This window comes from Thiocapsa roseopersicina, from assembly GCF_900106925.1.
In the GTDB taxonomy this organism is placed as follows: Bacteria; Pseudomonadota; Gammaproteobacteria; order Chromatiales; family Chromatiaceae; genus Thiocapsa; species Thiocapsa roseopersicina.
Map to the genome: position 1 here is coordinate 45,675 of NZ_FNNZ01000008.1, position 22,617 is coordinate 68,291.

At 63.3% G+C, this 22,617-nt stretch carries 19 protein-coding genes; 9 read left to right on the forward strand and 10 right to left on the reverse strand.

Annotation, left to right across the window (positions count from 1 at the left end; genetic code table 11):
- Positions 1-3,270, forward strand: coding sequence for a hypothetical protein (locus BLV04_RS10165; protein ID WP_093030962.1), 3,270 nt, complete (start codon positions 1-3; stop codon positions 3,268-3,270).
- A gap of 102 nt (positions 3,271-3,372) precedes the next feature.
- Positions 3,373-6,855, forward strand: a complete 3,483-nt coding sequence (gene mfd, locus BLV04_RS10170) for a transcription-repair coupling factor (protein WP_093030965.1) — start codon at positions 3,373-3,375, stop codon at positions 6,853-6,855.
- Between the two features lie 126 nt (positions 6,856-6,981).
- Here mfd and fur read toward each other — a convergent pair whose 3' ends face one another.
- Positions 6,982-7,404, reverse strand: coding sequence for a ferric iron uptake transcriptional regulator (fur, locus tag BLV04_RS10175; protein ID WP_093030968.1), 423 nt, complete (start codon positions 7,402-7,404; stop codon positions 6,982-6,984).
- A 140-nt stretch (positions 7,405-7,544) separates the two neighbouring features.
- Here fur and BLV04_RS10180 point away from each other — a divergent pair, with 140 nt between their 5' ends.
- Positions 7,545-8,036 (forward strand): outer membrane protein assembly factor BamE, encoded by a 492-nt coding sequence (locus tag BLV04_RS10180; protein ID WP_245731835.1) that lies wholly within the window; start codon positions 7,545-7,547, stop codon positions 8,034-8,036.
- A 190-nt stretch (positions 8,037-8,226) separates the two neighbouring features.
- Here the strand turns inward: BLV04_RS10180 and BLV04_RS10185 are convergent, their stop codons facing one another.
- The 9 genes from BLV04_RS10185 to BLV04_RS10225 all read right to left on the reverse strand — a co-directional run bounded on the left by BLV04_RS10185 (position 8,227) and on the right by BLV04_RS10225 (position 16,793).
- Positions 8,227-8,556, reverse strand: a complete 330-nt coding sequence (locus tag BLV04_RS10185) for an RnfH family protein (RefSeq protein WP_093030974.1) — start codon at positions 8,554-8,556, stop codon at positions 8,227-8,229.
- On the reverse strand, positions 8,549-8,983 hold the full coding sequence (locus BLV04_RS10190) for a type II toxin-antitoxin system RatA family toxin (protein ID WP_093030977.1): 435 nt from the start codon (positions 8,981-8,983) through the stop codon (positions 8,549-8,551). Before BLV04_RS10190 ends, BLV04_RS10185 begins: the two co-directional genes overlap by 8 nt.
- Before the next feature lie 196 nt (positions 8,984-9,179).
- Positions 9,180-10,565, reverse strand: coding sequence for a sodium-dependent transporter (locus tag BLV04_RS10195; RefSeq protein ID WP_093030980.1), 1,386 nt, complete (start codon positions 10,563-10,565; stop codon positions 9,180-9,182).
- A gap of 187 nt (positions 10,566-10,752) precedes the next feature.
- Entirely contained in the window at positions 10,753-12,114 is a 1,362-nt protein-coding gene (gene glmM / locus BLV04_RS10200) for a phosphoglucosamine mutase (RefSeq protein ID WP_093030983.1), read from the reverse strand.
- Positions 12,115-12,128: 14 nt separating this feature from the next.
- Entirely contained in the window at positions 12,129-14,057 is a 1,929-nt protein-coding gene (gene ftsH, locus BLV04_RS10205) for an ATP-dependent zinc metalloprotease FtsH (RefSeq protein ID WP_093030986.1), read from the reverse strand.
- Between the two features lie 83 nt (positions 14,058-14,140).
- Positions 14,141-14,761, reverse strand: coding sequence for a 23S rRNA (uridine(2552)-2'-O)-methyltransferase RlmE (gene rlmE, locus BLV04_RS10210; RefSeq protein ID WP_093030989.1), 621 nt, complete (start codon positions 14,759-14,761; stop codon positions 14,141-14,143).
- 4 nt (positions 14,762-14,765) lie between these two features.
- Positions 14,766-15,620 carry a hypothetical protein gene (locus tag BLV04_RS10215; RefSeq protein WP_245731836.1) on the reverse strand — a complete coding sequence of 285 codons (855 nt, stop codon included), beginning with the start codon at positions 15,618-15,620 and terminating at the stop codon, positions 14,766-14,768.
- A 211-nt stretch (positions 15,621-15,831) separates the two neighbouring features.
- Positions 15,832-16,200 (reverse strand): high-potential iron-sulfur protein, encoded by a 369-nt coding sequence (locus tag BLV04_RS10220; RefSeq protein WP_093031327.1) that lies wholly within the window; start codon positions 16,198-16,200, stop codon positions 15,832-15,834.
- 128 nt (positions 16,201-16,328) lie between these two features.
- Complete coding sequence (locus BLV04_RS10225) at positions 16,329-16,793, reverse strand: C40 family peptidase (RefSeq protein WP_175534579.1); 465 nt, start codon at positions 16,791-16,793, stop codon at positions 16,329-16,331.
- Positions 16,794-17,143: 350 nt separating this feature from the next.
- On the opposite strand from BLV04_RS10225, the gene BLV04_RS10230 reads away from it, so the two are divergent.
- The 6 genes from BLV04_RS10230 to infA all read left to right on the forward strand — a co-directional run bounded on the left by BLV04_RS10230 (position 17,144) and on the right by infA (position 22,608).
- The gene (locus tag BLV04_RS10230) at positions 17,144-18,400 is read left to right on the forward strand and encodes a cation:proton antiporter (RefSeq protein WP_093030992.1); all 1,257 of its coding nucleotides are present in this window, start codon (positions 17,144-17,146) and stop codon (positions 18,398-18,400) included.
- A gap of 139 nt (positions 18,401-18,539) precedes the next feature.
- Positions 18,540-19,505 carry a thioredoxin-disulfide reductase gene (gene trxB / locus BLV04_RS10235; protein ID WP_093030995.1) on the forward strand — a complete coding sequence of 322 codons (966 nt, stop codon included), beginning with the start codon at positions 18,540-18,542 and terminating at the stop codon, positions 19,503-19,505.
- Positions 19,506-19,587: 82 nt separating this feature from the next.
- On the forward strand, positions 19,588-20,772 hold the full coding sequence (locus BLV04_RS10240) for a GNAT family N-acetyltransferase (protein ID WP_175534580.1): 1,185 nt from the start codon (positions 19,588-19,590) through the stop codon (positions 20,770-20,772).
- The gene (gene aat / locus BLV04_RS10245) at positions 20,769-21,509 is read left to right on the forward strand and encodes a leucyl/phenylalanyl-tRNA--protein transferase (protein WP_093030998.1); all 741 of its coding nucleotides are present in this window, start codon (positions 20,769-20,771) and stop codon (positions 21,507-21,509) included. The genes BLV04_RS10240 and aat overlap by 4 nt, the downstream gene beginning before the upstream one ends.
- Entirely contained in the window at positions 21,506-22,264 is a 759-nt protein-coding gene (locus BLV04_RS10250; protein WP_093031001.1) for an arginyltransferase, read from the forward strand. The genes aat and BLV04_RS10250 overlap by 4 nt, the downstream gene beginning before the upstream one ends.
- A gap of 125 nt (positions 22,265-22,389) precedes the next feature.
- A complete protein-coding gene (gene infA / locus BLV04_RS10255) occupies positions 22,390-22,608 on the forward strand; it encodes a translation initiation factor IF-1 (protein WP_007193303.1) in 219 nt (72 codons plus the stop codon).
- Positions 22,609-22,617: the final 9 nt, after the last annotated feature.

Here is a 22,617-nt window from a genome sequence, read left to right on the forward strand (position 1 = left end):
ATGACTCTCTCACGCGCCGAAAGCCGTCCCGCGGCGCAAACGGAACGGCTCAGGCAAAGACTCATCTCTGTGCCGGGCGACCTGACCATGATTGTCTGGCTGCTCTTCGTCTCGATGGATGCCGCCGCGACCGAGGCACCGAATCCTCCTTCCGTGGGCTCGACTCGCCACGGATATCTGTTGTCGACCCCGCAGATCGCCGACCCACTTCAACCACTGGCGCACGCCAAGCATGCAGCCGGAAGCATAAGGGTCCGCGCTGCGGTCGTGACGGTTGCGGATCCGTTGGAAACCCATCTCGGGCGTGCTTTCGACGTTCAGGTGTCGGCGCTGATCCGCGCCTTCCACACCAAAGATTTCGTCCTCGATGGCTTTGCGCTGACGTGGAACTTAAGGCGCGCCGAGGCCGTGCAGGACGGCGGCGACACCCCCGAGAATGGCACCGCATCATTTACCGATGATCAGCGCAGCAGACCGAGCGTACTCGTGTTTCGCAGGGATCTCTGGAGGCGCGGGGGAGGTGCAGGCGATGGCGGCTCAGCAGAACCCGGCAGCGAATACTTCGTCGTGTTTCTGGTGGGCGAGTCGCCGACCTTCGGGGTTCATCCGAATGCGTTCAGATGCGCCATCACGTGCGCCGCTCGGCTTGCCGACGCAAGCGATCCCGAGCGCTTCTTTCAGGCATGTACCTGCGCTGAGAGCAACCCAACCTCGGGAGGGGTCAAGCTGGAGATTATCGGCCCCACTTTTTCAGGCTCCATGGACTCGCTGGCGATGGTTCTCGCCTCGCTGTCTTCGAACCGCGCGTGGATCGAGGTCAACCTGCAATCGCCGTCGGCCACTGTGCAGAGCAATGACCGAATAGATGAATGGATCAGTCGGATTGCAGGCGGACCTATCGACGTTCAATACACATCGCTGGCAAGCAGTCTCAACTGTCAGCTTTGCACCCTTGCGACCTATGCTTGGGGAAAAGGCACGCTAGATCTGAAAGATACCAAGGGTAAAGAGAGAGGAGTCCTGATCTTAGCTGAAGAGTCAACGTTCGGGCAGGGTGTTTCCGAGCTTCTGAAAAGCGAACGCGCCAAACTAAATTTTGCAAAATCGCAACCATGCAAACATGCGAACAGCGATAATGCAGCTTGGCCCGCGTTTCTCAAACGCGCCAGAGTCACGGGTTTCCCGCAGAACATTGCGGCGATTCGCGGCGAACATTCCCGAATCGACAAGAAGCAGAGCGAGTCCCGGCGCGATCTTCTCAAGGTACAGAATCGACTGCTCGAGCTGGATCTTTCCGGCATCGACTTGGTCACCGACCGACCACCGGCCTATCGGCGCCTACTCAGCTCCCGTTCCGACGAATTAATGCTCTATGGCACCTTTGACGCGCTTCGGGTCCGTGTCAATCCGGCCATGGTCGTCATCGTCGCGACCGATGTCCGCGACCGCTTATTCCTGCTGAACGAAGTACGCAAATCGCTCCCCAATGCTCTGCCGGTCCTAACTGAGATGGACTACCTGACGGCACACCCTGACTACCGCAAGATCAGCCGCGGGGCGCTCGTCGTCCCGAATGGGGACACGGTCCTCTGTGTCGATACGAATGGTTGCTTGGCATCCTGCGGTCAAGGTAGGGCGAGTCCGTGTGCCCAAGGCAACATCGATTCCGCCTGCGATAGGAAGTCATACCTTTCCTTCCCTTCAGACTACGCGGCCAACATGTTCCGAGCGGCGCTCAATCTGATCGAAACCGGGTGCGGCTCCAAGGATCAAACAAACTCCAGTGGGTTGAATAGCGATCAGAAAGCGGTCTCCCTGTATGTCACTACACTTGCAGGATTTCAGCAGGTCTACCCGGATGTCGGAGCACGGACGAAAGACGCCGATCGGCCAACGGAATACACTGCGCCGCGCAGCCGATTGCTCGCTGCCGACGGACGTCTGTTGCTGGATCGCCCGATTACAATCTTCTTTCTGGTCGCCGGCCTCGTGGTGGTTGCGAGCGCTTTGTGGCTAGCAGTCTTCGGCCGCGCGCATTTGGTGATGTTCTCGCCGCTGCGCCATCCCAACCCTCTGTGCGGTATACGCGAGGCGGAGCTCAATCCGAAGGGTGACGCAGGCGAGGGTCGAGAGGATGCGATTCGGAGGTTATTACGCCTAAACCGTTTTCTCTCGATGGTGCTCTTGGTGCTCGGCCTTGCGGTTTTCGTGATCGCAGGAACGCATTTCTTCGGGCTCTTCTTACCGACGCACCAACAGACGTGGAGCCTTGCCCATGGCCGCGACGCCCCGATGTTGCTCGGCCTCTTTCTGCTCTATATCTGTGCGGCGATTGTTGCGGGATGGAGGCTGTCTCTTTGGCGCCGACGCTGCATCGGGCATCTGAGCAGTCTGGCTGGTACCGCCGGTATCCCATCGCAGGATCGCAGTCGGGGGCAAGTCGCGCTCAGCGCGGCAGTGGTTGTGGTTGTCGCGTTATTGCTTTTAGCCTGGTTCAGCGGCATGCCGAGCTCGGTCGACTCAGCGTTGACGTCGATGTTCGTCAACTCAATCCTGTTGCTGCTCGGGTTCTGGTTCCTCGCCGAGCTTTGGACGGAATCGAGACGCCTTGCCTGGTTTGCCCAATTGCTTGCGCCGACGGCCGGCCTCTCGGCCGAGTCAGCTGGAGCGAAACCCGCCCCGTCCAGCGGGAGTCCGCCGACCGAGAGTTGGGCAAACCCGATACAACTCAATGCCCTGCCACAGTCGCCATTCAATCTCCACTTTCGCGAGCGCGATTTGGCTGCCTTGGTCGCTTATCCGGATGAGACTTGGCGAGTACATACCGGCGATCTGTTGGCGTGTCGATCACCATTCGAGGCTGGATCGCATCCTTCCTTTCGGGACTGGCAGGCACGCTTGGTCGCGGAGATGCGCTACGGTACGACCGCGATCCGGAGCTGTGCCTGGGCAGCCATCCTGGCGCCGACGACAATCCTGCTCGGAATGGGCCTCTACCCGCCTTACGGTGAGCGACTCATGACGACCGCGTCGGTCGTGCTGGTTTTCCTCGCCTTCGCATTGACCATGTCTGTTGTCGTTAAGCTGGAGCAGCATCCCTTGTTGGGTCCGATGTTCACGCTCAATCGCGACAAGTTGTCGTTCGGTGGGGCCATCGGCGCGCTGTGGGGTAAGCTCATCGCGGCAGCAGTCATTCTGATTCCGGTGCTCTTTCCTGATGCGCTATCCGGACTGTATGGGCTACTCCAATCGATCGACTCGCTGCGGTGACCGCACCTGATGCCTGCGAGCCGGGGGGACGGCGTGCACTGCAACCGCGGCGACGCTGTGCGAGAATCCTCGCCTTGTTGTCGTCGCGAGGTATTGCCGTCCATGCACCCGGTGGCCCTGAACCAGATGCCGTCTCCGCTCGGCCCGCCGCTGCCCGGTCGACCCGGCGAGCGCCTGCTGTGGGGGCGGCTGTACGGCGCGAGCATCGCACTCGCAATCGCCGAGGCCGCCCGCGCGCATGACGGGCTGATCCTTGCGGTCGTGCCGGATGTCCAGGCCGCCGCCAACCTGCGCGCCGAGCTCGGGTTCTTTCTGGCCGGGAGCACGCTGCCGCTGCTGGCGTTCCCCGACTGGGAGACCCTGCCCTACGACGTCTTCTCGCCGCTTCCGGAGCTGGTCTCGGAACGCTTGTTGACGCTGCATCGCTTGCCCGGGCTCGACAAGGGCGTCTTGGTCGTGCCGGTCGCCACCCTGATGCAGCGCTTGCCGCCGCGCGAGTATGTCGACGGGCAGTCCCTGGTCCTTGCGGTCGGGGATCGGCTGGACCTGGATGCGACCCGGCGCCGTCTGGAGCGTGCCGGCTATTCCTGCGTCTCCCAGGTGATCGGTCACGGCGAGTATGCGGTGCGCGGCTCCCTGCTCGACGTCTTCCCGATGGGCAGCGATGTGCCCTTGCGCATCGACCTCTTCGACCAGGAGGTCGAGACCATCCGGACCTTCGATCCGGAGACCCAGCGCTCGCACGAGAAGCTGGAACGGGTCCGGATGCTGCCGGCGCGCGAGTTCCCGCTGACCGAGGAGGCGATCTCCGGGTTTCGCCAGCGCTATCGAGCGAGCTTCGAGGGCGACCCGCAGTCCAGCCTGGTCTATCGCGAGGTGTCCGAGGGGCGCACGCCGGGCGGGCTGGAATACTATCTGCCGCTCTTTTTCGAGACCACCGCGACACTCTTCGACTATCTGCCCGCGGGTGTCCTGGCACTGGAGTCAGACGCCTGCCGCGAGACCGCGACGACCCTCATCGCCGGCGTCGCCCAGCGCTACGAGCAGCGTCGTCACGATATCGAACGTCCGCTCCTGCCGCCGGCCAAACTCTATCTGCATCCCGACGAGATGGCCGGGGCACTCAACCGGCTGTCGGGCGTCCTCTATCAGTCACCGGAGGTGCCGGAGCGGCGCAAGGGCTACGCGGCTTTCCACAACTTTGCGACCACCACCCTGCCCCCGTTGGCCATCCAAGCCCGCGCGGCGCAACCTGCGCAAGCCTTGCAGGACTTCCTGAGCGCGCCGGATCGGCGAGTCCTGTTCGTCGCCGAGAGCACGGGGCGGCGCGAGATGCTCGCCGAGCATCTGGCCGGGTTCAACATCCGCGCCCGTCAGGTCGAGGGCTGGCAAGCCTTCGTCGAGGGTGATCTCGACTTGGCGCTGACGGTCGCGCCGCTTGAGCGCGGACTCCTGCTGGAAGATCGCGGCATCGCCCTGGTGACCGAGACCCAGCTCTACGGCGAGCGGGTTCGCCAGGAGCGTCGGCGCCGCGCCCGCGAGCGCGACAGCGACGCCATCGTGCGCAACCTCACCGAGCTGACCGAGGGCGCGCCGGTCGTGCACGAGGAGCACGGCGTGGGGCGCTATCTGGGGCTACAGACCCTGCAGGTCGGCGGCATGACCACCGAGTTCCTCGCGCTTGAATATGCCAACGGCGACAAGCTCTATGTCCCGGTCAGCTCGCTGCATCTGATCTCGCGCTACACGGGTGCCTCGCCCGAGAACGCGCCACTGCACCGTCTCGGCGGCGAGCAGTGGGACCGCATCAAGCGCAAGGCCGCACAAAAGGCGCACGACGTGGCCGCCGAGCTGCTCGATATCTATGCACGGCGCGCCGCCCGCGAGGGTGTCGCCTGTCCGGCCCCGGGCGACGACTATGCCGCATTCGCCGCCGCCTTCCCCTTCGAGGAGACGCCGGATCAGCTGCGCGCCATCGAGGGCGTGATCTCGGATATGGAAGACGCCAAGCCGATGGATCGGGTGGTCTGCGGCGATGTCGGCTTCGGCAAGACCGAGGTCGCCATGCGGGCGGCCTTCATGGCCGTGCAGGGCGGACGGCAGGTTGCCGTACTGGTGCCGACCACCCTGCTCGCCCAACAGCATTTCGAGAACTTCTCCGACCGTTTCGCCGACTGGCCGATCAAGATCGAGAGCCTGTCGCGGTTCCGCACGGCAAAGGAGCAGAAGAAGGTGCTCGAAGGCCTGGCCGACGGCACAGTCGACATCCTGGTCGGGACCCACAAGCTCCTGCAACCCAACCTGAAATTCAAGAATCTGGGACTGGCGATCATCGACGAGGAGCACCGTTTCGGCGTGCGCCACAAGGAGCAGCTCAAGAACCTGCGCAGTGAGGTCGATGTCCTCACGCTCACCGCCACGCCGATCCCGCGCACGCTCAACATGGCCATGTCGGGCCTGCGCGATCTGTCCATCATCGCCACCCCGCCGGTCGAGCGTCATCCGATCAAGACCTTCGTCAGCCCTTGGAACGACGGACTGATCCAGGAAGCGGTGCTGCGCGAGCTCAAGCGCGGCGGTCAGGTCTATTTCCTCCACAACGAGGTGGAGACGATCGAGAACCAGGCGCAGAAGCTCGAAGCCCTGATCCCGGAGGCGCGCGTGCAGGTCGCGCACGGACAGATGCGCGAGCGTGATCTCGAGCGGGTGATGCGCGACTTCTATCACCAGCGCTTCAACCTTTTGGTCTGCACCACCATCATCGAGAGCGGCATCGACGTGCCGAGCGCGAACACCATCGTGATCAACCGGGCCGACAAGCTGGGTCTAGCGCAGCTGCACCAGCTGCGCGGCCGGGTCGGGCGCTCGCACCATCGCGCCTATGCCTATCTGATCACGCCGCCGACCAAAGCGATGACGGCGGATGCCAAGAAACGCCTGGAGGCGATCGAGTCCATGGAGGATCTGGGTGCCGGCTTCACGCTCGCGACCCATGATCTCGAAATTCGCGGTGCCGGCGAGCTGCTCGGCGACGAGCAATCCGGCCAGATCCACGAGGTCGGCTTCTCGCTCTATATGGATCTCTTGGAGCGGGCGGTGCAGGCGCTCAAGGCCGGTCGCACGCCCGAACTCGATCGGCCGCTCAGCCACGGCGCCGAGATCGACCTCGGCCTACCCGCCCTCCTGCCGAGCGACTATCTGCCCGACGTGCACGCACGTCTCGTCATGTACAAGCGGATTGCGAGCGCCGCCACGGCCGGCGATCTGCGGGAGTTGCAGGTGGAGATGATCGATCGCTTCGGTCTGCTGCCCGAGCCGGCCAAGAATCTGCTCGAGATCACCGAGCTGAAGCTGAAGGTCCAGCCCTACGGCATTCGCAAGATCGAAGCGGGGCCGGCGAGCGGGCGGATCCTGTTCGACGAATCCCCGACCATCGATCCCGGCAACCTAATCCGCCTGATTCAGCAGAAACCCAAGGAATTCAAGCTCGACGGCAGCGACAAGCTACGGTTCTACCGCGACATGGCCGAGTCGCAACGCCGGCTTCAAGAGGTCAACGCCGTGGTTCGGCAGTTGATCGGCTGAGGGCCGCAAGGGATACTCGCCTCGGCAACAACGCCCATGAAGTCCGCACGGCAAGCTCGACAGCCGACCAAACTCCACGCGCCTTCCCGCCTGGAGGCCGGAGGCTGAAAGCCGGAGGCACGACACTCACCGCTTCTTCATCTTCTCGCACTCCGCACAGATCCCGTAGAGCACGAGCGAGTGATCCTCGATGCGGAAGCTGCGCTCCTCGGCGATCTTGGCCTGCCGCTCCTCGATGATCGGGTCGCAAAACTCCACGACCTTACCGCACTTGATGCAGACAAGATGGTCGTGGTGGTCTCCGCTGTTGAGCTCGAAGACGGACTGGCCGGTCTCGAAGTGGCGCCGGCACACGAGCCCCGCCCCCTCGAACTGGGTCAAGACGCGGTAAACGGTCGCGAGCCCGATCTCCTCGCCGTTGTTGAGAAGCTCTTTGTAGACATCCTCGGCGCTCAGGTGGCGCTTACCGCAGTTCTCGAGAATGGCGAGGATCGCAACCCGCGGTGCGGTGACCTTGAGACCTGCCTGTTTGATCTGCTCGATTTCCAAATCCCATCTCCCCGTCTAAGGCAGGTCCTGCGCCGTGCGCGGGTCTGCCCGATTCGTCTTCTGATTCGTTGCCGCGATGATCGGATCCGGGCGCTGCTGTATCATGCCTGGGTTCAATGCAAACGCGCTGTTTTCAAGACATGCGAAAGTTGGTTTATATCTCGATTCTCGGCTGCCTGGTTGCGCTCGCAACGGCCAGCTGCTCCCGTGACAAAAAGCCCGAGGAATACCGAGGCTCCGTCCTGGAGGATCTCCCGTTCGTCTACAAGATGACGGTGCAACAAGGCAATATCATCACCGAAGAGATGGTCGATCGACTGGAGCTCGGGATGAACAAGCGCCAGGTTCAGTTTTTATTGGGGACACCTTTGCTCACGGATTTCTTCCGGACCGATCGCTGGGACTACACCTACACCATACAGCGCGGGCACGATCCCATGGAGATCCGCTACCTGACACTGTACTTCCAGGACGAAAGCCTTGCGCGCATCGAGGGGGATATTCGCCCGAATCCGGCGCGCGCCGAGGCCAGAGCTCCGCAGGAAATGGTCGTAACCGTGCCGGATTATCAGGAACGTAAAGGACTGATCAAGCGCGGTCTGGAGACGATCGGCTTGGAGCCGAAGGACTAGAAGCCCGCCGGACGAAGAAAGCGGGCCGATCGCAAAGGGTCCAGGGGAGGTTTAGTAACGGTTCAGAAACAACTGAGCCATTCCGGTTCATTTTCCCCCTCTCCCCAACCCCTCTCCCACGAGGGGAGAGGGGCTAAGATTGATCACTTGTTATTGAACGGTTGCTTACCCGTCCAAGATAAGCCGCGGCTCAGGACTCGGCGCTCTGGTCGGCCTCCGCGCCGCCCTTGCGCATCGCCTTACCCTCCGCTGCCCGTCGCTTACGGGCTTCCTTGGGATCGGCAATCAAGGGACGATAGATCTCGACGCGGTCGCCATCGTCCAAGACCTGATCCAATTTGGCCGCTTTTCCGAAGATGCCGACTTGGTTGACCGCCAGATCGATCTCGGGGCATCTCGAGATCACCGCGGATTGCTCGATCGCCTCGCGCACAGTGGTCCCGATGCGGACCTCAAGTGGACGAAGCATTTGGTCGTCTGGACCGACGTAGGCCACGGACACCTTCAGATACTCAGTCACCGTAGACCTCTTCGGCGCGCCGACAAAAAGCGTCCACCAGAGTGTTCGCGATCTGGTGAAAAACGGCCCCGAAGGCCTTGTCGATCAGATGTCCCGAAAACTCGAATTCCAGCTCCAACTCGACCTTGGATGCGTCCTCGCGCAAGGGGACGAAACGCCATCCGCCGACCAGTTTGCGGAACGGCCCGTCAAGCAGATCAATGTCCATCCGCCGGTCGCGCTCGAATCGATTGCAGGTGCTGAAGGTCTGGCGAATCCCCATGCGGGCGACCTCGATCTGACCGCAGATCTTCTCGTCGGTCTCCGAGATGACACGCGTCTTGGCGCACCAAGGCAGGAATTTGGGGTAAGAGCCGACATCGTAGACGAGGTCGAACATCTGCGATGCCGAGTAAGGCACCAGCGCACTTTTTCTGACGATAGCCACAGCTAAACCGCGTCCAGAGTTAAAAACCGACGTTAAGACAGGGCCTGCCCTCGAGGGCATCCGTAGCCGTGTGCGCGACGCGGTTTAGAGAAAAAAAAGATCCGAATCTCGGCGCTCGACAACCGTTGATCCACGCGCACGGGTCTACCCTTGAGTCGAGCCGACGGAAGCCCGTCGCAGGTGATCTCTGCGCGCCTCACCCCAGCCCGATCCACTTCAACACGCCGACGGCATTCAGCAACACGATGCCGACGGCAATTGGGGCAACATAACGGATCAGCAACCACCAAAGCCGGTAGAACCAGCCGTCTCCCATCTCCAGCTCATCGACGGACGAGGCACGCGACAGCATCCAGCCGGCGAAGATCGCGATCAGGACGCCGCCCAAGGGCAGCATGATGTTCGCGGTCAGGAAGTCGAAGAGATCGAGGAAACCCTTTCCGAAAATCTTGACCTCCGACCAAGCGTTCAACGACAGCAGACAGGCGATGCCCAGCAGCCAAACAGTCACGCCGCCCAGCACGGAGGCACGCACCCGGCTGAAACTCAGATTCTCCACCAGCCAGGCCACCAGAGGCTCGAGGAGCGAGATGGCCGAGGTCCAGGCTGCGAACAGCAAGAGCACGAAGAACAAGGTGCCGAAGAAGGCGCCGCCTGGCATCTCTCCGAAGGCGATCGGCAGGGTCTGGAAAACCAAGCCGGGACCGCTGTCGGGGGCGAGCCCATGCGCGAAGACGATCGGAAAGATCGCCAACCCCGCCAAGAGGGCCACCAGTGTATCCAGTCCCGCGATAATCATGGTGTTCTGCGCGATCGAAGAGTCCCGCTTCAGGTAGGACCCGTAGATCATAATGGCGCCCATCCCGAGGCTCAGGCTGAAAAATGCCTGCCCCATGGCGCTGAGGATCGCCTCGCCGGCCTTGCCCTGAAATTCGGCAAAATCGGGCTCGAAGAGGTAGGCGACCGCCGCGTCGAAGTCGCCGGCCTGTATGCCATAGACGACCATCACCACCAGAAGGAGGAAGAGGGCCGGCATCAGAATCCGCACGGACTTCTCAAGCCCGCCTGCCACCCCGCGAGCGACCACGAGCACGACCATCACCATGAAGATGGTATGCCAGGCTAGCAGACGCTCGGCGTCGCCGATCAAGCCGGCGAACATCGCACCCGAGCCCGCGGCATCGATACCGGTGAACATCCCGCTTGCGGCCCGGAACATGTAGCCCATGGTCCAGCCGGCGATCACGCTGTAAAAGGCAAGGATCAGGAAGCCCGCAAGGATCCCCATCCAACCCAACAGCTGCCACGCCGGCGCCCGACCTTCCGCCTTTGCGAGCGCCCGCATGGTGTTGATGGGACTGCGCCTGCCGCGGCGGCCGAGCATGATCTCGGCCATCATGATCGGAACGCCGATCAGGACGACACAGAGGACATACACCAATACGAAAGCCCCGCCGCCGTATTCACCGGCGGTATAGGGGAAGCGCCAGATGTTCCCGAGACCCACGGCCGAACCGCTGGCGGCCAGGATAAAGGCCAGTCGGGTCGACCACATGCCATGGATCGAGTTGGTCGCCGTCATCTCGGGCTCCTTTCATAAGCCAAGCAGTCGTCTTCAACGGACGCGGATCGTCCCCGCGTGAGGCGGCCGACGGGTGCGGAGCGCAAAAAAAGCCCGGGCCGCCGCCCAGGCTCTCGTGATTGTCCGGTAATCAAGCCTCCTGCTCAAGATCGACACGGGCACCCGAGCGGAACGCCTGTCACGATCTTCAAGAGGTTTGCTCGGCCGAGGACGGAGCCATCTGCGCACGGACGACATCGGACAGCCACTCGGCAAGTCGTCCAACCTCGTCCGCGTCGACACCCTCGACCATGACGCGCACCAGAGGCTCGGTCCCGGACGGTCGCAGCAGGATGCGCCCCCGCCCCGCCAGCGCCTGCTCGGCTGTGCGCAACGCATCTTGCACGGCAGGAAGTCCGACAACGTCCCGCTGCGCGTCCAAGCGGATATTGATCAGGACCTGCGGGTAAGGCTCGACCTCGGCGCAGACCTCGTGTAGCCCTCTGTCGAGACGTTTGAGACCGGCCAGGACCTGGAGGGCCGCGACGATCCCGTCACCCGTACTGGTGCGGTCGCGACAGATGATATGTCCGGAGGGCTCGCCGCCGAGGATGCCGTCCGAGCGTTTCAGATGCTCCATGATGTAGCGGTCGCCGACCCTGGCCCGCACGAATCCGACACCAAGACGCTGCAACGCGTGCTCGAAGCCCAGGTTGCTCATCAGGGTACCCACCACCTCGCCGCGCATCGCACCGTCGGCAAGGCGATCCTTCGTGATGACATAGAGGAGTTGATCGCCGTCGATCAGCCGCCCTTTGCCGTCGACCATCAGCACCCGGTCGCCGTCGCCGTCGAAGGCGATGCCCAGATCGGCCCCTTCCTGCACGACCGCTCGGCACAAGGCGTCCGGATGGGTCGAGCCGACATCGCGATTGATGTTGAATCCATCCGGCTCGGCGCCGAGGCGGATGACATCGGCGCCGAGCTCCTCGAAGACATAGGGCGCGGTGTTGTAGGTCGCGCCGTTTGCGCAATCGACCACGACCTTCAGTCCGCGAAAATTCATGCTCCCGGGAACAGTACTCTTGCAGAACTCGATGTAGCGCCCGTTGGCGTCGTCGATCCGCTTCACCTTGCCGAGCGCGGCCGAGTCGACCGTTCGCAAGGGTCGCTCCAGCTCGGCCTCGATTGCTTCTTCGACGTCGTCCGGGAGCTTATCGCCGTCGGCCGAAAAGAACTTGATGCCGTTGTCTTGATAGGGATTATGGGAGGCAGTGATGACAATGCCGGCCGACGCACGAAAGGTCCGCGTGAGATAGGCGACGCCGGGCGTGGTCATCGGCCCGAGCAGCCGGATGTTCACCCCGGCCGCCACCAAGCCCGCCTCCAAGGCCGACTCGAACATGTAGCCCGAGATCCGCGTGTCTTTCCCGATCAGCACCTTGCCGCCGCCCTGACCGAGGACACGCCCTGCGGCCCAACCGAGCTTGAGGACAAAGTCCGGCGTGATCATCCCTTCCCCGACGCGCCCGCGGATCCCGTCCGTCCCGAAATAACGACGTCCCGACATACCGCCCTCCTTGGCTAATGTTCGCTGGCAGGTCGTCCAAGCGTCCCGTCGTCGGAGCCCGGCTCGGGATCCACCGGTCGGGCGCGGTCGGAGCGACGTCCGGCCGGTCGACCGCCGGTTTCCTCGTCTTCCCAGTCGCTCGGCGGACGCGGCGGGCGGCCGGACATGATGTCGTCGATCTGCACGGCGTCGATGGTCTCGTACTTCATCAGCGCATCGGACATGGCATGCAGCTTGTCCATGTTGGCAAGGAGCAGACCGCGCGCACGCTCGTAGTTGCGCTCGATGACGTTGCGGATCTCCTCGTCGATGAGATGCGTCGTCTCGTCCGAGACGCTCTTGTGCTGGGTGACCGAGTGCCCGAGGAAGACCTCTTGCTCCTCCTCGCTGTAGGTCAGCGGACCCAGCTTGTCGGAGAGGCCCCACTTGGTGACCATGTTGCGCGCGATCTCGGTGGCCCGGTGGATGTCGTTCTGGGCACCCGTGGTCACGCTCTCCGGGCCGAAGATCAGCTCTTCGGCCAGGCGTCCGCCGAAGAGGCTCGAAATGCTGCTCTCCAGGCGCTGCTTGCTGTAGCTGAAGCGGTCGTCCTCGGGCAGAAAGAGGGTCACGCCCAGCGCCCGGCCACGCGGGATAATGCTGACCTTGTGCACCGGGTCATGGTCGGGCACCAGTCGACCGACGATTGCGTGGCCGGACTCGTGATAGGCGGTCAGACGCTTTTCGTCGTCGGACATCACCATGGAGCGACGCTCGGCGCCCATCATGATCTTATCCTTCGCCTTCTCCATGTCGTCCATGTCGACCATCTTCTTGTTCGACCGTGCGGCAAAGAGTGCGGCCTCGTTGACGAGATTGGCGAGATCCGCACCCGAAAACCCAGGCGTGCCGCGCGCCAAGACCGACGCCTTCACGTCCTCGGCCGCCGGAATCTTGCGCATGTGCACCTTTAAGATCTGCTCGCGACCGCGCACGTCCGGGAGCGGGACGACCACTTGGCGGTCAAACCGGCCGGGACGCAGAAGGGCCGGATCCAGCACGTCGGGGCGATTGGTCGCCGCGATGACGATGACGCCCTCGTTGCCCTCGAAGCCGTCCATCTCCACCAGGAGCTGGTTCAGGGTCTGCTCGCGCTCGTCGTGACCGCCGCCCAGTCCGGCACCGCGATGACGACCAACCGCATCGATCTCGTCGATAAAGATGATGCAGGGGGCGTGCTTTTTGGCCTGCTCGAACATGTCGCGCACGCGCGAGGCGCCGACGCCGACGAACATCTCCACGAAGTCCGAGCCCGAGATGGTGAAAAAGGGCACCTTCGCCTCGCCGGCGATCGCGCGGGCGAGCAGGGTCTTGCCGGTCCCCGGCGGGCCGACCATCAGCACGCCTTTCGGGATCTTGCCGCCGAGCTTTTGGAACTTGCTCGGATCGCGCAGGAAATCGACCATCTCCGAGACCTCTTCCTTGGCCTCTTCGGCACCCGCGACATCCTGGAAGGTCACCTTGACCTGATCTTCGGAGAGCATGCGGGCGCGGCTCTTGCCGAACGACATGGCACCGCGACCGCCGGCACCGCCCTGCATCTGCCGCATGAAGAAAATCCAGATGCCGATGAGGATCAGGAGCGGGAACCAGTTGATCAGGACCTGCATCAAGACCGATTGCTTCTCGGGCGGTGCGGCCTTGATCACGACACCGTGGTTGAGGAGGTCGCCCACGAGCCCGTCGTCACCCGGACTGAAGGTGGTGAAACGCTGCCCCGAGCCGCTGATGCCCTCGATTGTGCGGCCCTGGATGGTGACCTCCTTGACCTCGCCGCCCCGAACCTGATCGATGAAATCGGAGTAGGTCAGGGTCCGCGGAGTCGTCGGCGCCGTCGTGAAATTGTTGAACACGGACATCAGCACGACGGCGATGACCACCCAAAGAAGTATATTTTTCGCCATGTCATTCACGGCTGCTTGCCCCTGCTGATGGTGGACCGACGCGATGATGTCGAGGTCGGACGATCGAAACTAGCACCGACGCCTTAAGGATGAAAGCCTTTGGCGACCAGGTAAAGCTCCCGGCTCTGGGATCGCGACGATTTGGGCTTACGACTGACCACTTTGGAGAAGCTCCGTCGCAGCTCGGTCAGGATCTCGTCGAAGCCCGTGCCTTGGAAGACTTTGACGACCAGAGACCCGCCGGGTTGCAGACGCGACCGCGCGAGATCCAAGGCCAATTCCACAAGGTACATCGAGCGCGGCTGATCCACGACCGTCATGCCGGTTATATTGGGGGCCATATCCGAGAGCACCAGATCGAGTGCCTCGCCGCCCAGAGTCTCGCAGAGTTGCTCGAGCATCTCGGGCTCGCGAAAGTCACCCTGCATGACGACGACGCCGGCCAGCGGATCCATCGGCAACAGATCGAGCGCAACGACGCTGCCGCGCGGCCCTACGAGGCGTGCGGCGATCTGGGACCAACTGCCCGGAGCGGCCCCCAGATCCAGGACCCGCATCCCCGGGCGAAAGATCCGATCCTTCTCCTGGATCTCGAGCAGCTTGTAGGCGGCGCGCGAACGATACCCCTCGCGCTGCGCGCGCTTGACGTAGGGATCGCTGTGCTGCCGATCGAGCCATTTCCGGCTTGAGGCTGTTTTCGCCATGTCTTTAGAGATCGTGCACCCAGGAAAACCGGAAGAATTCGAGCAGCATGCCGGCGATCGCGCCGCCGAACAGACCCCCGAGGATGGCCATCGGGATGCGATCGTGCATGGCCGCGCTCGCGGATTGCCACAGCCCGGCCTCGACGTCGATCAGGGGGCCGATCATCATCCAGACGCTGCCGGCGGCAACTCCTGCCAGCGTCGCCATCACCAATGACTCGATGATGTAGCATGGCCGCGACTCGCAATGCAGCCGATGCGACACCGACAGCCACCAACGCACGGTCGACACATAGAGTACCCCGTTGACGCTGACGAGAAAGGCCAGGACCGCGAACGAAGAGAATGGATTCGGATGGAAAGGCTCGACGACGGCCAGAAAGCCACCGCAGATCGCACCGGTCGCCAGGCCAGCCATGGTTTTCCCGGGGACATGTCTCGAGCAACGTGCGGGGAAGCTCACGGTCAGTCCGACCAGACCCGCGACGGCGGCCGCCACCAGAACGACATGGAAGACCGCGATTTGCTCGGCAAACAGCATCAGAACGAAGACACCGACCAGAACACCGATGCCCGTCGCGATCAGTGCCACTTCACGCGCACCGTAGAGCGCAGCACCCACCCCGCCCGCCAAGGCAGCAGCCGCGATGTAGCTGCCGTGACCGAAGCCAAGGCCCTGGAACAACTCGGCGAGGCCGGTAAACAAGGGCGCATAGATCATCCCGATCAGACCCCAGACGATCCCGCGCAGAAGCGCCATGCGCCAGTTCGGTGGCGAGGTATCGCGAAAGGAGGCCGAGGCGCCGAAGGGCCGGGCAATCTCGGAGCATGAGGACGAGGGTTGTTGCGAGAAGGTCATGAGGGTCACCGGAGAACGCCTGGGAAAGGTCTCGTTCTCAAAATCAACGCAAAAATCGAGCCTAACGCGACCAGTCAGGCGGTCAAAGGGCAGCAGGGTTGTCGTGCGGCACGGGATCTCGGGGGCTTTGAGCAACGAGGGTCGGCGATGCAACGAGAAACGGGGCCAAACGGCCCCGTTTCGGACGATCCGAGGAGACTGATCGAGGCGATCAGCCGGCCTTCAGGGTCCAGGATGCGCACCAGCCGTTGACGTTGATCAACTTGCCGGGGAACAGGCTGCAGCCGTGCCACTCTTCGGTCGCACCGGCGACGTCGGGGAGGTGGAACTGACAGTTTGCGCAGTGCTGCTGATCGGCCGGCAGACCGGGACGGGCCGCCGCAGCGCGGTCGGACTTGGTCGCATCGGCGTTGTATTTGAGCGCGACCGCGGTGGGATCGTTCGCAGCGACTGCGTTTGCAGGCGCCTCGGCGCGCGCGGTGCCGAAGCCGACCAGATTGATGACCGGGATCGCGGCAGCGGTACCCAGCATCACCTTGACAGCGTCGCGACGGCTCGTGCTCATTGGCTTATCGGACATGTTTGTCAACTCCTTCGAGTGATTCATTGTGGTGACATCGACACCCCCGGCTCGACCGGAAGCTGTCGCGCATTGTGCTACATTGGCCCGAAAAACGCGAGCGGAAGGCCACCTTAATGACGGGCAAATTAGTCGAGATACGTCCCCGCCCCCAGGTAGCGGGCCTGCCAGTAAGGCGTCGCGAGCCGATCGAGCCGGACCTGTCGACGCGATGTCGATGCGTGGACAAAGCGTTCGTCGTCGACCATCAGCCCGACGTGATGCTCTCCCGGCGCGATCCGGAAGAAGACGATATCGCCGGGACGGGGCTGACGGCCGGGAACCGGTGTCGCAGTGCGCAGCTGCTCGGTCGAGACACGCGGGATCTGCACGCCGGCGACATGGTGCGCGTAATAGGTGAGCCCGCTGCAGTCGAGCCCTTCGCCCGGGCTACTCCCTCCGTAGACGTAGGGAGTTCCGACTTGGGATAGCCCGGCCAGTACCACCTCCGCGCGCGGGCCTTCGAGGCTGTCGCCGCGCTGGGTGGCGCAGCCGGACAGGATCCCGGACACCAAGAGGACGCAAAGGACGCGACCGTCTTGCCATAGCGTCATAATCGACACTCGGTATATTTCGCAATTAACTGTAAACGCGACTTTTAGACTGCTGACCGTAAGGTGTCAAGCGAGCATCGCTGCTTGCCCCGGCAGCCTCGCCCCGCGCGCAGGGGGCACCGTTGCGCAAACAGGGGCGACTGCCGACACGTCACCGCGCGCCGAACCGACGAAGACGCGGCATAATCGCACTGCGGCTGCGCACCGAGGTCCGCCCCGCAACGATCCCGAAAATCGGCGCCTCGGTCCGCGGGCAATCACTCCGAGACTCGCGGAGAACAGGCAGTGGACCGCATAAAGCTCGATCGGATTCGCAAACGACTCAGCCCAGCGAAATAAGGAACCAAACAATGCGAATCTTCGACGTTCTCGCGGTCCTGATTGGATTCTCGGCGCTCTTCAGTTGGCTGAACGATCGCTACCTCAAGCTGCCGAACGCCATCGGACTGATGCTGATCGCCCTGGTGTTTTCACTGGTGCTCTTGCTGCCGTTTCCGTTCGCCCGAGAGTTGGAGCACGAGGTTCAGCGCATGCTGGACAGCATCGATTTCAGCGAGACGCTGCTGCAGGGGATGTTGGGCTTTTTGCTCTTCGCCGGCGCTCTGCACGTCGACCTGCGAGAGCTCGCCAGACACAAGTGGGCGATCGCAGTCCTCGCGTCGGCGAGCGTCATCGGCGCAACCGTCCTCATCGGCTGCGGCAGCTGGTTCCTGTTTTTCGCACTCGGGATCGACATCCCGCTCATCTACTGCATGCTCCTGGGTGCGCTCATCTCGCCCACCGATCCGGTCGCGGTACTCGGCATTCTGAAGAACGCAAACGCCCCGAAGTCGCTGGAGATGAAGATCACCGGCGAATCGCTCTTCAACGACGGCGTGGCGGTTGTGGTCTTCATGCTGCTGGCAGGTCTCGCGGCCGGGGAGACACCCCCGGCGCTCGGCGACGCCCTGATGCTCTTCGCCACGGAGATCGTCGGAGGAATCGCGTTCGGCTTCGTCATCGGCTGGATCGCCCTGTATATGATCAGCAAGACGGCCAACTATCAGGTCGAGATCATGGTCACCCTGGCGCTTGCCATGAGCGGCTATGCGATCGCCGAGCATGCACACGTCTCGGCCCCCATCGCCATCGTGGTCGCCGGCCTCATCATCGGCAGTCGGGGCCGCGCCATCGCAGTGACCGAGGCCACCCGCTATCGATTGGACGATTTTTGGGAGTTGGTCGACGAGATCCTCAACGCCGTCTTGTTCGTGATCATCGGCCTGGAGGTCCTGGCGATCAGTATGACCGGGCAATTCATGCTGGCCGGTCTCTTCGCGATCCCGTTGGTACTCGCCGCACGCCTCGTCAGTGTCGGCCTGCCCTTTCAACTGCTGCGCCGCCATCGCAAGTTCGAGCCCGGCTTCCTTTCGATCCTGACCTGGGGCGGTTTGCGCGGCGGGATCTCGGTCGCACTGGCCCTGTCGTTGCCGGAGGGCGGACCTCGCGACCTGATCCTGAGCGTGACCTATATCATCGTGGTCTTCTCCGTGCTGGTGCAGGGCCTGACCCTGGGACCTTTGGTCCGCCGCGTGACAGCGAGATCCGAGGGGACGAAACACCCATGAACGCCGGGCAGGAACGGCGCGGCGTCCCGGCCGGCCTCGCGCAAGCCCCCGACCGCGGCACCATCGACCGCAAGGCCCCACCGGGTGCGGCGGACCGCCCGACCCGAAAACAAAGCGCAACCTGCTGGAGTATCGAGATATGAGCGAAACCAAGCACTGCCGGCTCTTGATCCTGGGATCCGGCCCCGCCGGCTACACGGCGGCAGTCTACGCCGCACGCGCCAACCTCAGCCCGGTCCTGGTGACGGGTCTGGAGCAAGGCGGGCAGCTGATGACGACGACAGACGTAGACAACTGGGCGGGCGACCCCGACGGCGTTCAGGGGCCCGAGCTGATGGAGCGGATGCGTCGCCACGCCGAGCGCTTCGAGACCGAGATCATCTTCGACCACGTCAACGCGGTCGATCTCGGGACGCGCCCCTTCAAGCTGACCGGCGACTCCGCCGTCTACAGCTGCGACGCATTGATCATCGCCACGGGCGCGAGCGCCATGTATCTCGGCCTGCCCTCGGAAGAGACCTTCCGCGGCCGCGGGGTTTCGGCCTGCGCCACCTGCGACGGTTTCTTCTATCGTAACCAGAAGGTCGCCGTCATCGGCGGGGGAAACACCGCGGTCGAGGAGGCGCTCTATCTCTCGAACATCGCCTCCGAAGTGATCCTGGTGCATAGACGCGACGCGCTTCGCGCGGAGAAGATCCTGCAGAAGCATCTGTTTGAGAAGGCCGAGCACGGCAACGTCAAGATCGCCTGGAACCACACGCTCGACGAAATCCTCGGCGATGCGACCGGCGTCACCGGGATGCGCATCAAGAGCACGTTGGACGACTCCACACAAGATATCGATCTCCAAGGCGTCTTCATCGCGATCGGTCACAAGCCCAACACCCAGATCTTCGACGGGCAGCTCGAGATGGCCGGCGGCTACATCAAGGTCCACAGCGGAATCGACGGCAATGCGACAGCCACATCCGTCCCGGGCGTCTTTGCCGCGGGCGATGTGATGGACCACGTCTATCGTCAGGCGATCACCTCCGCGGGCACCGGCTGCATGGCCGCGCTGGATGCGGAGAAATATTTAGACGCCTTGGCGGCAGGGGGCCAATAGCGGATCGAGGCATCGGACGCCTTGGGCACCGATCGGGCGCCCTCATGTGGCTGATACCGGTCCGGCCATCCGATCGATGCCCATGTACAGACTGACGACCCACTCGGCGATTGCCGACATCCCCGCGGATCAATGGAACCGGCTCGCCGGGGACGACAGCCCCTTTCTGCGGCATGAGTTCCTCGATGCCATGGAGCGTCACGGCTGCGTCGGCGAGTCGCTCGGTTGGCTGCCGCGGCATCTCGCGCTGCAGGACGCGGATGGACATCTGGTCGCAGCCGCGCCCTGCTACCTGAAGTTCAACTCCTACGGGGAGTTCGTCTTCGACTGGAGCTGGGCCGACGCTTATCGGCGCAAAGGGCTCCGGTACTATCCAAAGCTGGTGATCGCCTCCCCCTACACCCCCGCGACGGGACCGCGTCTCCTGACCGGGGATTCGCCTGCGCGCAAAGAGCACGCACGCGCACTGATTCAGGGCGCGATCCGGGTGGCCGAGGAGGCGGGAGTCTCCTCGATGCATTGGCTCTTCACGGCGGAGGACGAGCAGGCACTCCTCGAGGGTCAGGGCCTGCTCGGACGCGTCGGCTGTCAGTTTCACTGGCACAACCGGGGCTACAACTCGTTCGAGGATTATCTCGGGACCTTTACGGCCGAGAAGCGCAAAAAGGTCAAACGCGAGCGGCGCCGTGTCGTCGAATCCGGCGTACGGATTCGACGCATCCCGGGCAACGCGGTCACGGAGGCGGAATGGGCCACCTTTCATCGGCTCTATTGCGACGCCTTCGACAAGCGCGGCGGGATCCCGACCTTCTCGCTGCCCTTCTTCCAGGCTATCGGCGAGACGATGGGCGAGAGTCTCCTGCTGGTGCTGGCCGAGTACGGCAACGACATCGTCGCCGCGGCCTTCAACCTGGTCGGCACGCGCTCGCTCTACGGACGCCATTGGGGATGCTTTAAGGACTTCCACAGCCTGCATTTCGAGGCCTGCTACTATCAGGGCTTGGATTATTGCATCGAGAATGGCCTGACCCGCTTCGAGCCGGGTGCTCAAGGCGAGCACAAGGTCAGCCGAGGCTTCCTGCCGACCCCGACCTGGTCGGCCCACTGGATCGCCGACCCGGCCTTCCGCGACGCCATCGCACGCTTCGTCACCCTCGAAGCCGAAGGCATGGACGACTACATCGCCGAGATGCAGGCCCACAGCCCCTACCGCCGAGACAGCAGCGCTGCGGCCGACCCGGCATCGGCCGGACGCGACTCGACATGATTCCGCGACTGCATCCGCACGACAGATCCGCATTCCCGGATGTTCGCCACGCCCTGCGCGAGCCCAACGGCCTGCTGGCGTTCGGCGGCGATCTGTCCCCGGAGCGGCTGGAGAACGCATACAGACGCGGGATCTTTCCCTGGTTCAGCGAGGGCGACCCCATCCTCTGGTGGTCTCCTGACCCGCGCACCGTGCTCTTTCCGCAGTCCTTGAAGGTACCGCGCAGTCTGCGCAAACGGCTGCGCAAGCAACCCGTCAGGGTCACGATGGACCGTGACTTCGGCGCGGTCATTCGCGGGTGCGCGGCACCGCGAGACGCGCACGGAGGTACCTGGATCCTTCCGGAGATGGTGATGGCCTACGAGACGCTTCATCGACACGGGATCGCGCATTCGGTCGAGGTTTGGCAGGACGGCGAGCTGGTCGGGGGCCTCTACGGCGTTGCCGTCGGCGCCGCCTTCTTCGGAGAGTCCATGTTCAGCCGAGCGACCGACGCCTCGAAGATCGCGCTCGCGCATCTGTGCGAACGCCTGACGCGCTGGGGGTTCGGCCTGATCGACTGTCAGATGCGCACCGAGCATCTGATCCGCTTGGGCGCCGTGGAGATCCCGCGCGACGAGCTGGTGCACCGATTGGATCGACTCTGTCGGCAACCCGCGCCCGAGACCTCCGGTCGACACTGGGACGACGGACTCGAGCACCTGCCCCTTCTCGACGGCAACGCGGAGACACTATGAATGCCGAGGACGGCCCCCTTGCCGGGCGCCATCTCGCCCTCTATCTGACCGGCGAGCACAACTGCTCCTACCTGCCGGGGCATCGGGCGCGCACCCTCTTCGTCGACCCCACCGCCAGCATCGACGGCGCGACCTATCAGGCCCTGGTCGATCAGGGTTTCCGCCGCAGCGGCGCGCATGTTTATCGACCGGCCTGTCGCGGCTGCGCGGCCTGCGTGCCGGTGCGCGTGCCGGTCGCGGATTTCGTCCCGGACCGCTCGCAACGTCGCAACTGGCGGCGCAACTCGGCCGAGCTGAGCCTCCTCGACATCCCGGCCGCCTTCAAGCCGAGCCATTTCGACCTCTACAGACGTTACCTGAGGGCGCGCCATCCCGAAGGCGGTATGGCGGACGATGCCTCCGAAGAAAACTACCGCCGTTTCCTGGTCGAGCGCTGGGGAGGATCGACCCGCTTCATCGAGATTCGGCTGGGCGAGCGACTGGTCGGCGTGGCGGTGACGGACGTCATCGAGCAGGGGCTCTCCGCCGTCTACACCTTCTTCGACCCGGCTGATTCGGAACGCTCGCCGGGGACCTTCGCGATCCTGGCGCAGATCGAAGCGGCCCGACGCATCGGCGTACCCTATCTCTATCTGGGCTATTGGCTTCGGGACTCGGCGAAGATGCGGTATAAAGAGCGTTTCCGCCCGATCGAGGCGTGGGACGGCCACAAGTGGGTCGGGTTCGAGCGCACTCGGCCCTTGGACTTCGGTTGAGACCCGTCGGGCAATCGGCTCGGCACGATACGATCGCTGCTGCCCCCGCCGGGGCGTTCAACCTATGGTACACTCCCGGAGCTTCATGGCCCGGATCCGATCACGCAGTACAACATACAAAAACTATGTCAAAAGACGACGTTATCCAAATGGAAGGCACGGTCACCGAGACCCTGCCGAACACTGTATTCAGGGTCGAGCTGGAGAACGGTCACACCGTGACGGCTCATATCTCCGGCAAGATGCGAAAGCACTATATCCGTATCCTCACGGGCGATAAGGTCACCGTCGAGCTGACCCCCTACGACCTCACGAAAGGCCGCATCGTGTATCGAGCGCGATAGGTCAGGCCG

Bases quoted from the DNA above. Each gene is read 5' to 3' on its own strand.
- BLV04_RS10215 (WP_245731836.1), bottom strand. From the start codon at position 15,620: ATGACCTTCTCGCAACAACCCTCGTCCTCATGCTCCGAGATTGCCCGG.
- mfd (WP_093030965.1), top strand. From the start codon at position 3,373: ATGCACCCGGTGGCCCTGAACCAGATGCCGTCTCCGCTCGGCCCGCCG.
- BLV04_RS10165 (WP_093030962.1), top strand. From the start codon at position 1: ATGACTCTCTCACGCGCCGAAAGCCGTCCCGCGGCGCAAACGGAACGG.
- BLV04_RS10180 (WP_245731835.1), top strand. From the start codon at position 7,545: ATGCGAAAGTTGGTTTATATCTCGATTCTCGGCTGCCTGGTTGCGCTC.
- ftsH (WP_093030986.1), bottom strand. From the start codon at position 14,057: ATGGCGAAAAATATACTTCTTTGGGTGGTCATCGCCGTCGTGCTGATG.
- glmM (WP_093030983.1), bottom strand. From the start codon at position 12,114: ATGTCGGGACGTCGTTATTTCGGGACGGACGGGATCCGCGGGCGCGTC.
- infA (WP_007193303.1), top strand. From the start codon at position 22,390: ATGTCAAAAGACGACGTTATCCAAATGGAAGGCACGGTCACCGAGACC.
- BLV04_RS10240 (WP_175534580.1), top strand. From the start codon at position 19,588: ATGTACAGACTGACGACCCACTCGGCGATTGCCGACATCCCCGCGGAT.
- BLV04_RS10225 (WP_175534579.1), bottom strand. From the start codon at position 16,793: ATGACGCTATGGCAAGACGGTCGCGTCCTTTGCGTCCTCTTGGTGTCC.
- BLV04_RS10195 (WP_093030980.1), bottom strand. From the start codon at position 10,565: ATGACGGCGACCAACTCGATCCATGGCATGTGGTCGACCCGACTGGCC.
- trxB (WP_093030995.1), top strand. From the start codon at position 18,540: ATGAGCGAAACCAAGCACTGCCGGCTCTTGATCCTGGGATCCGGCCCC.
- BLV04_RS10230 (WP_093030992.1), top strand. From the start codon at position 17,144: ATGCGAATCTTCGACGTTCTCGCGGTCCTGATTGGATTCTCGGCGCTC.
- aat (WP_093030998.1), top strand. From the start codon at position 20,769: ATGATTCCGCGACTGCATCCGCACGACAGATCCGCATTCCCGGATGTT.
- BLV04_RS10220 (WP_093031327.1), bottom strand. From the start codon at position 16,200: ATGTCCGATAAGCCAATGAGCACGAGCCGTCGCGACGCTGTCAAGGTG.
- BLV04_RS10250 (WP_093031001.1), top strand. From the start codon at position 21,506: ATGAATGCCGAGGACGGCCCCCTTGCCGGGCGCCATCTCGCCCTCTAT.
- rlmE (WP_093030989.1), bottom strand. From the start codon at position 14,761: ATGGCGAAAACAGCCTCAAGCCGGAAATGGCTCGATCGGCAGCACAGC.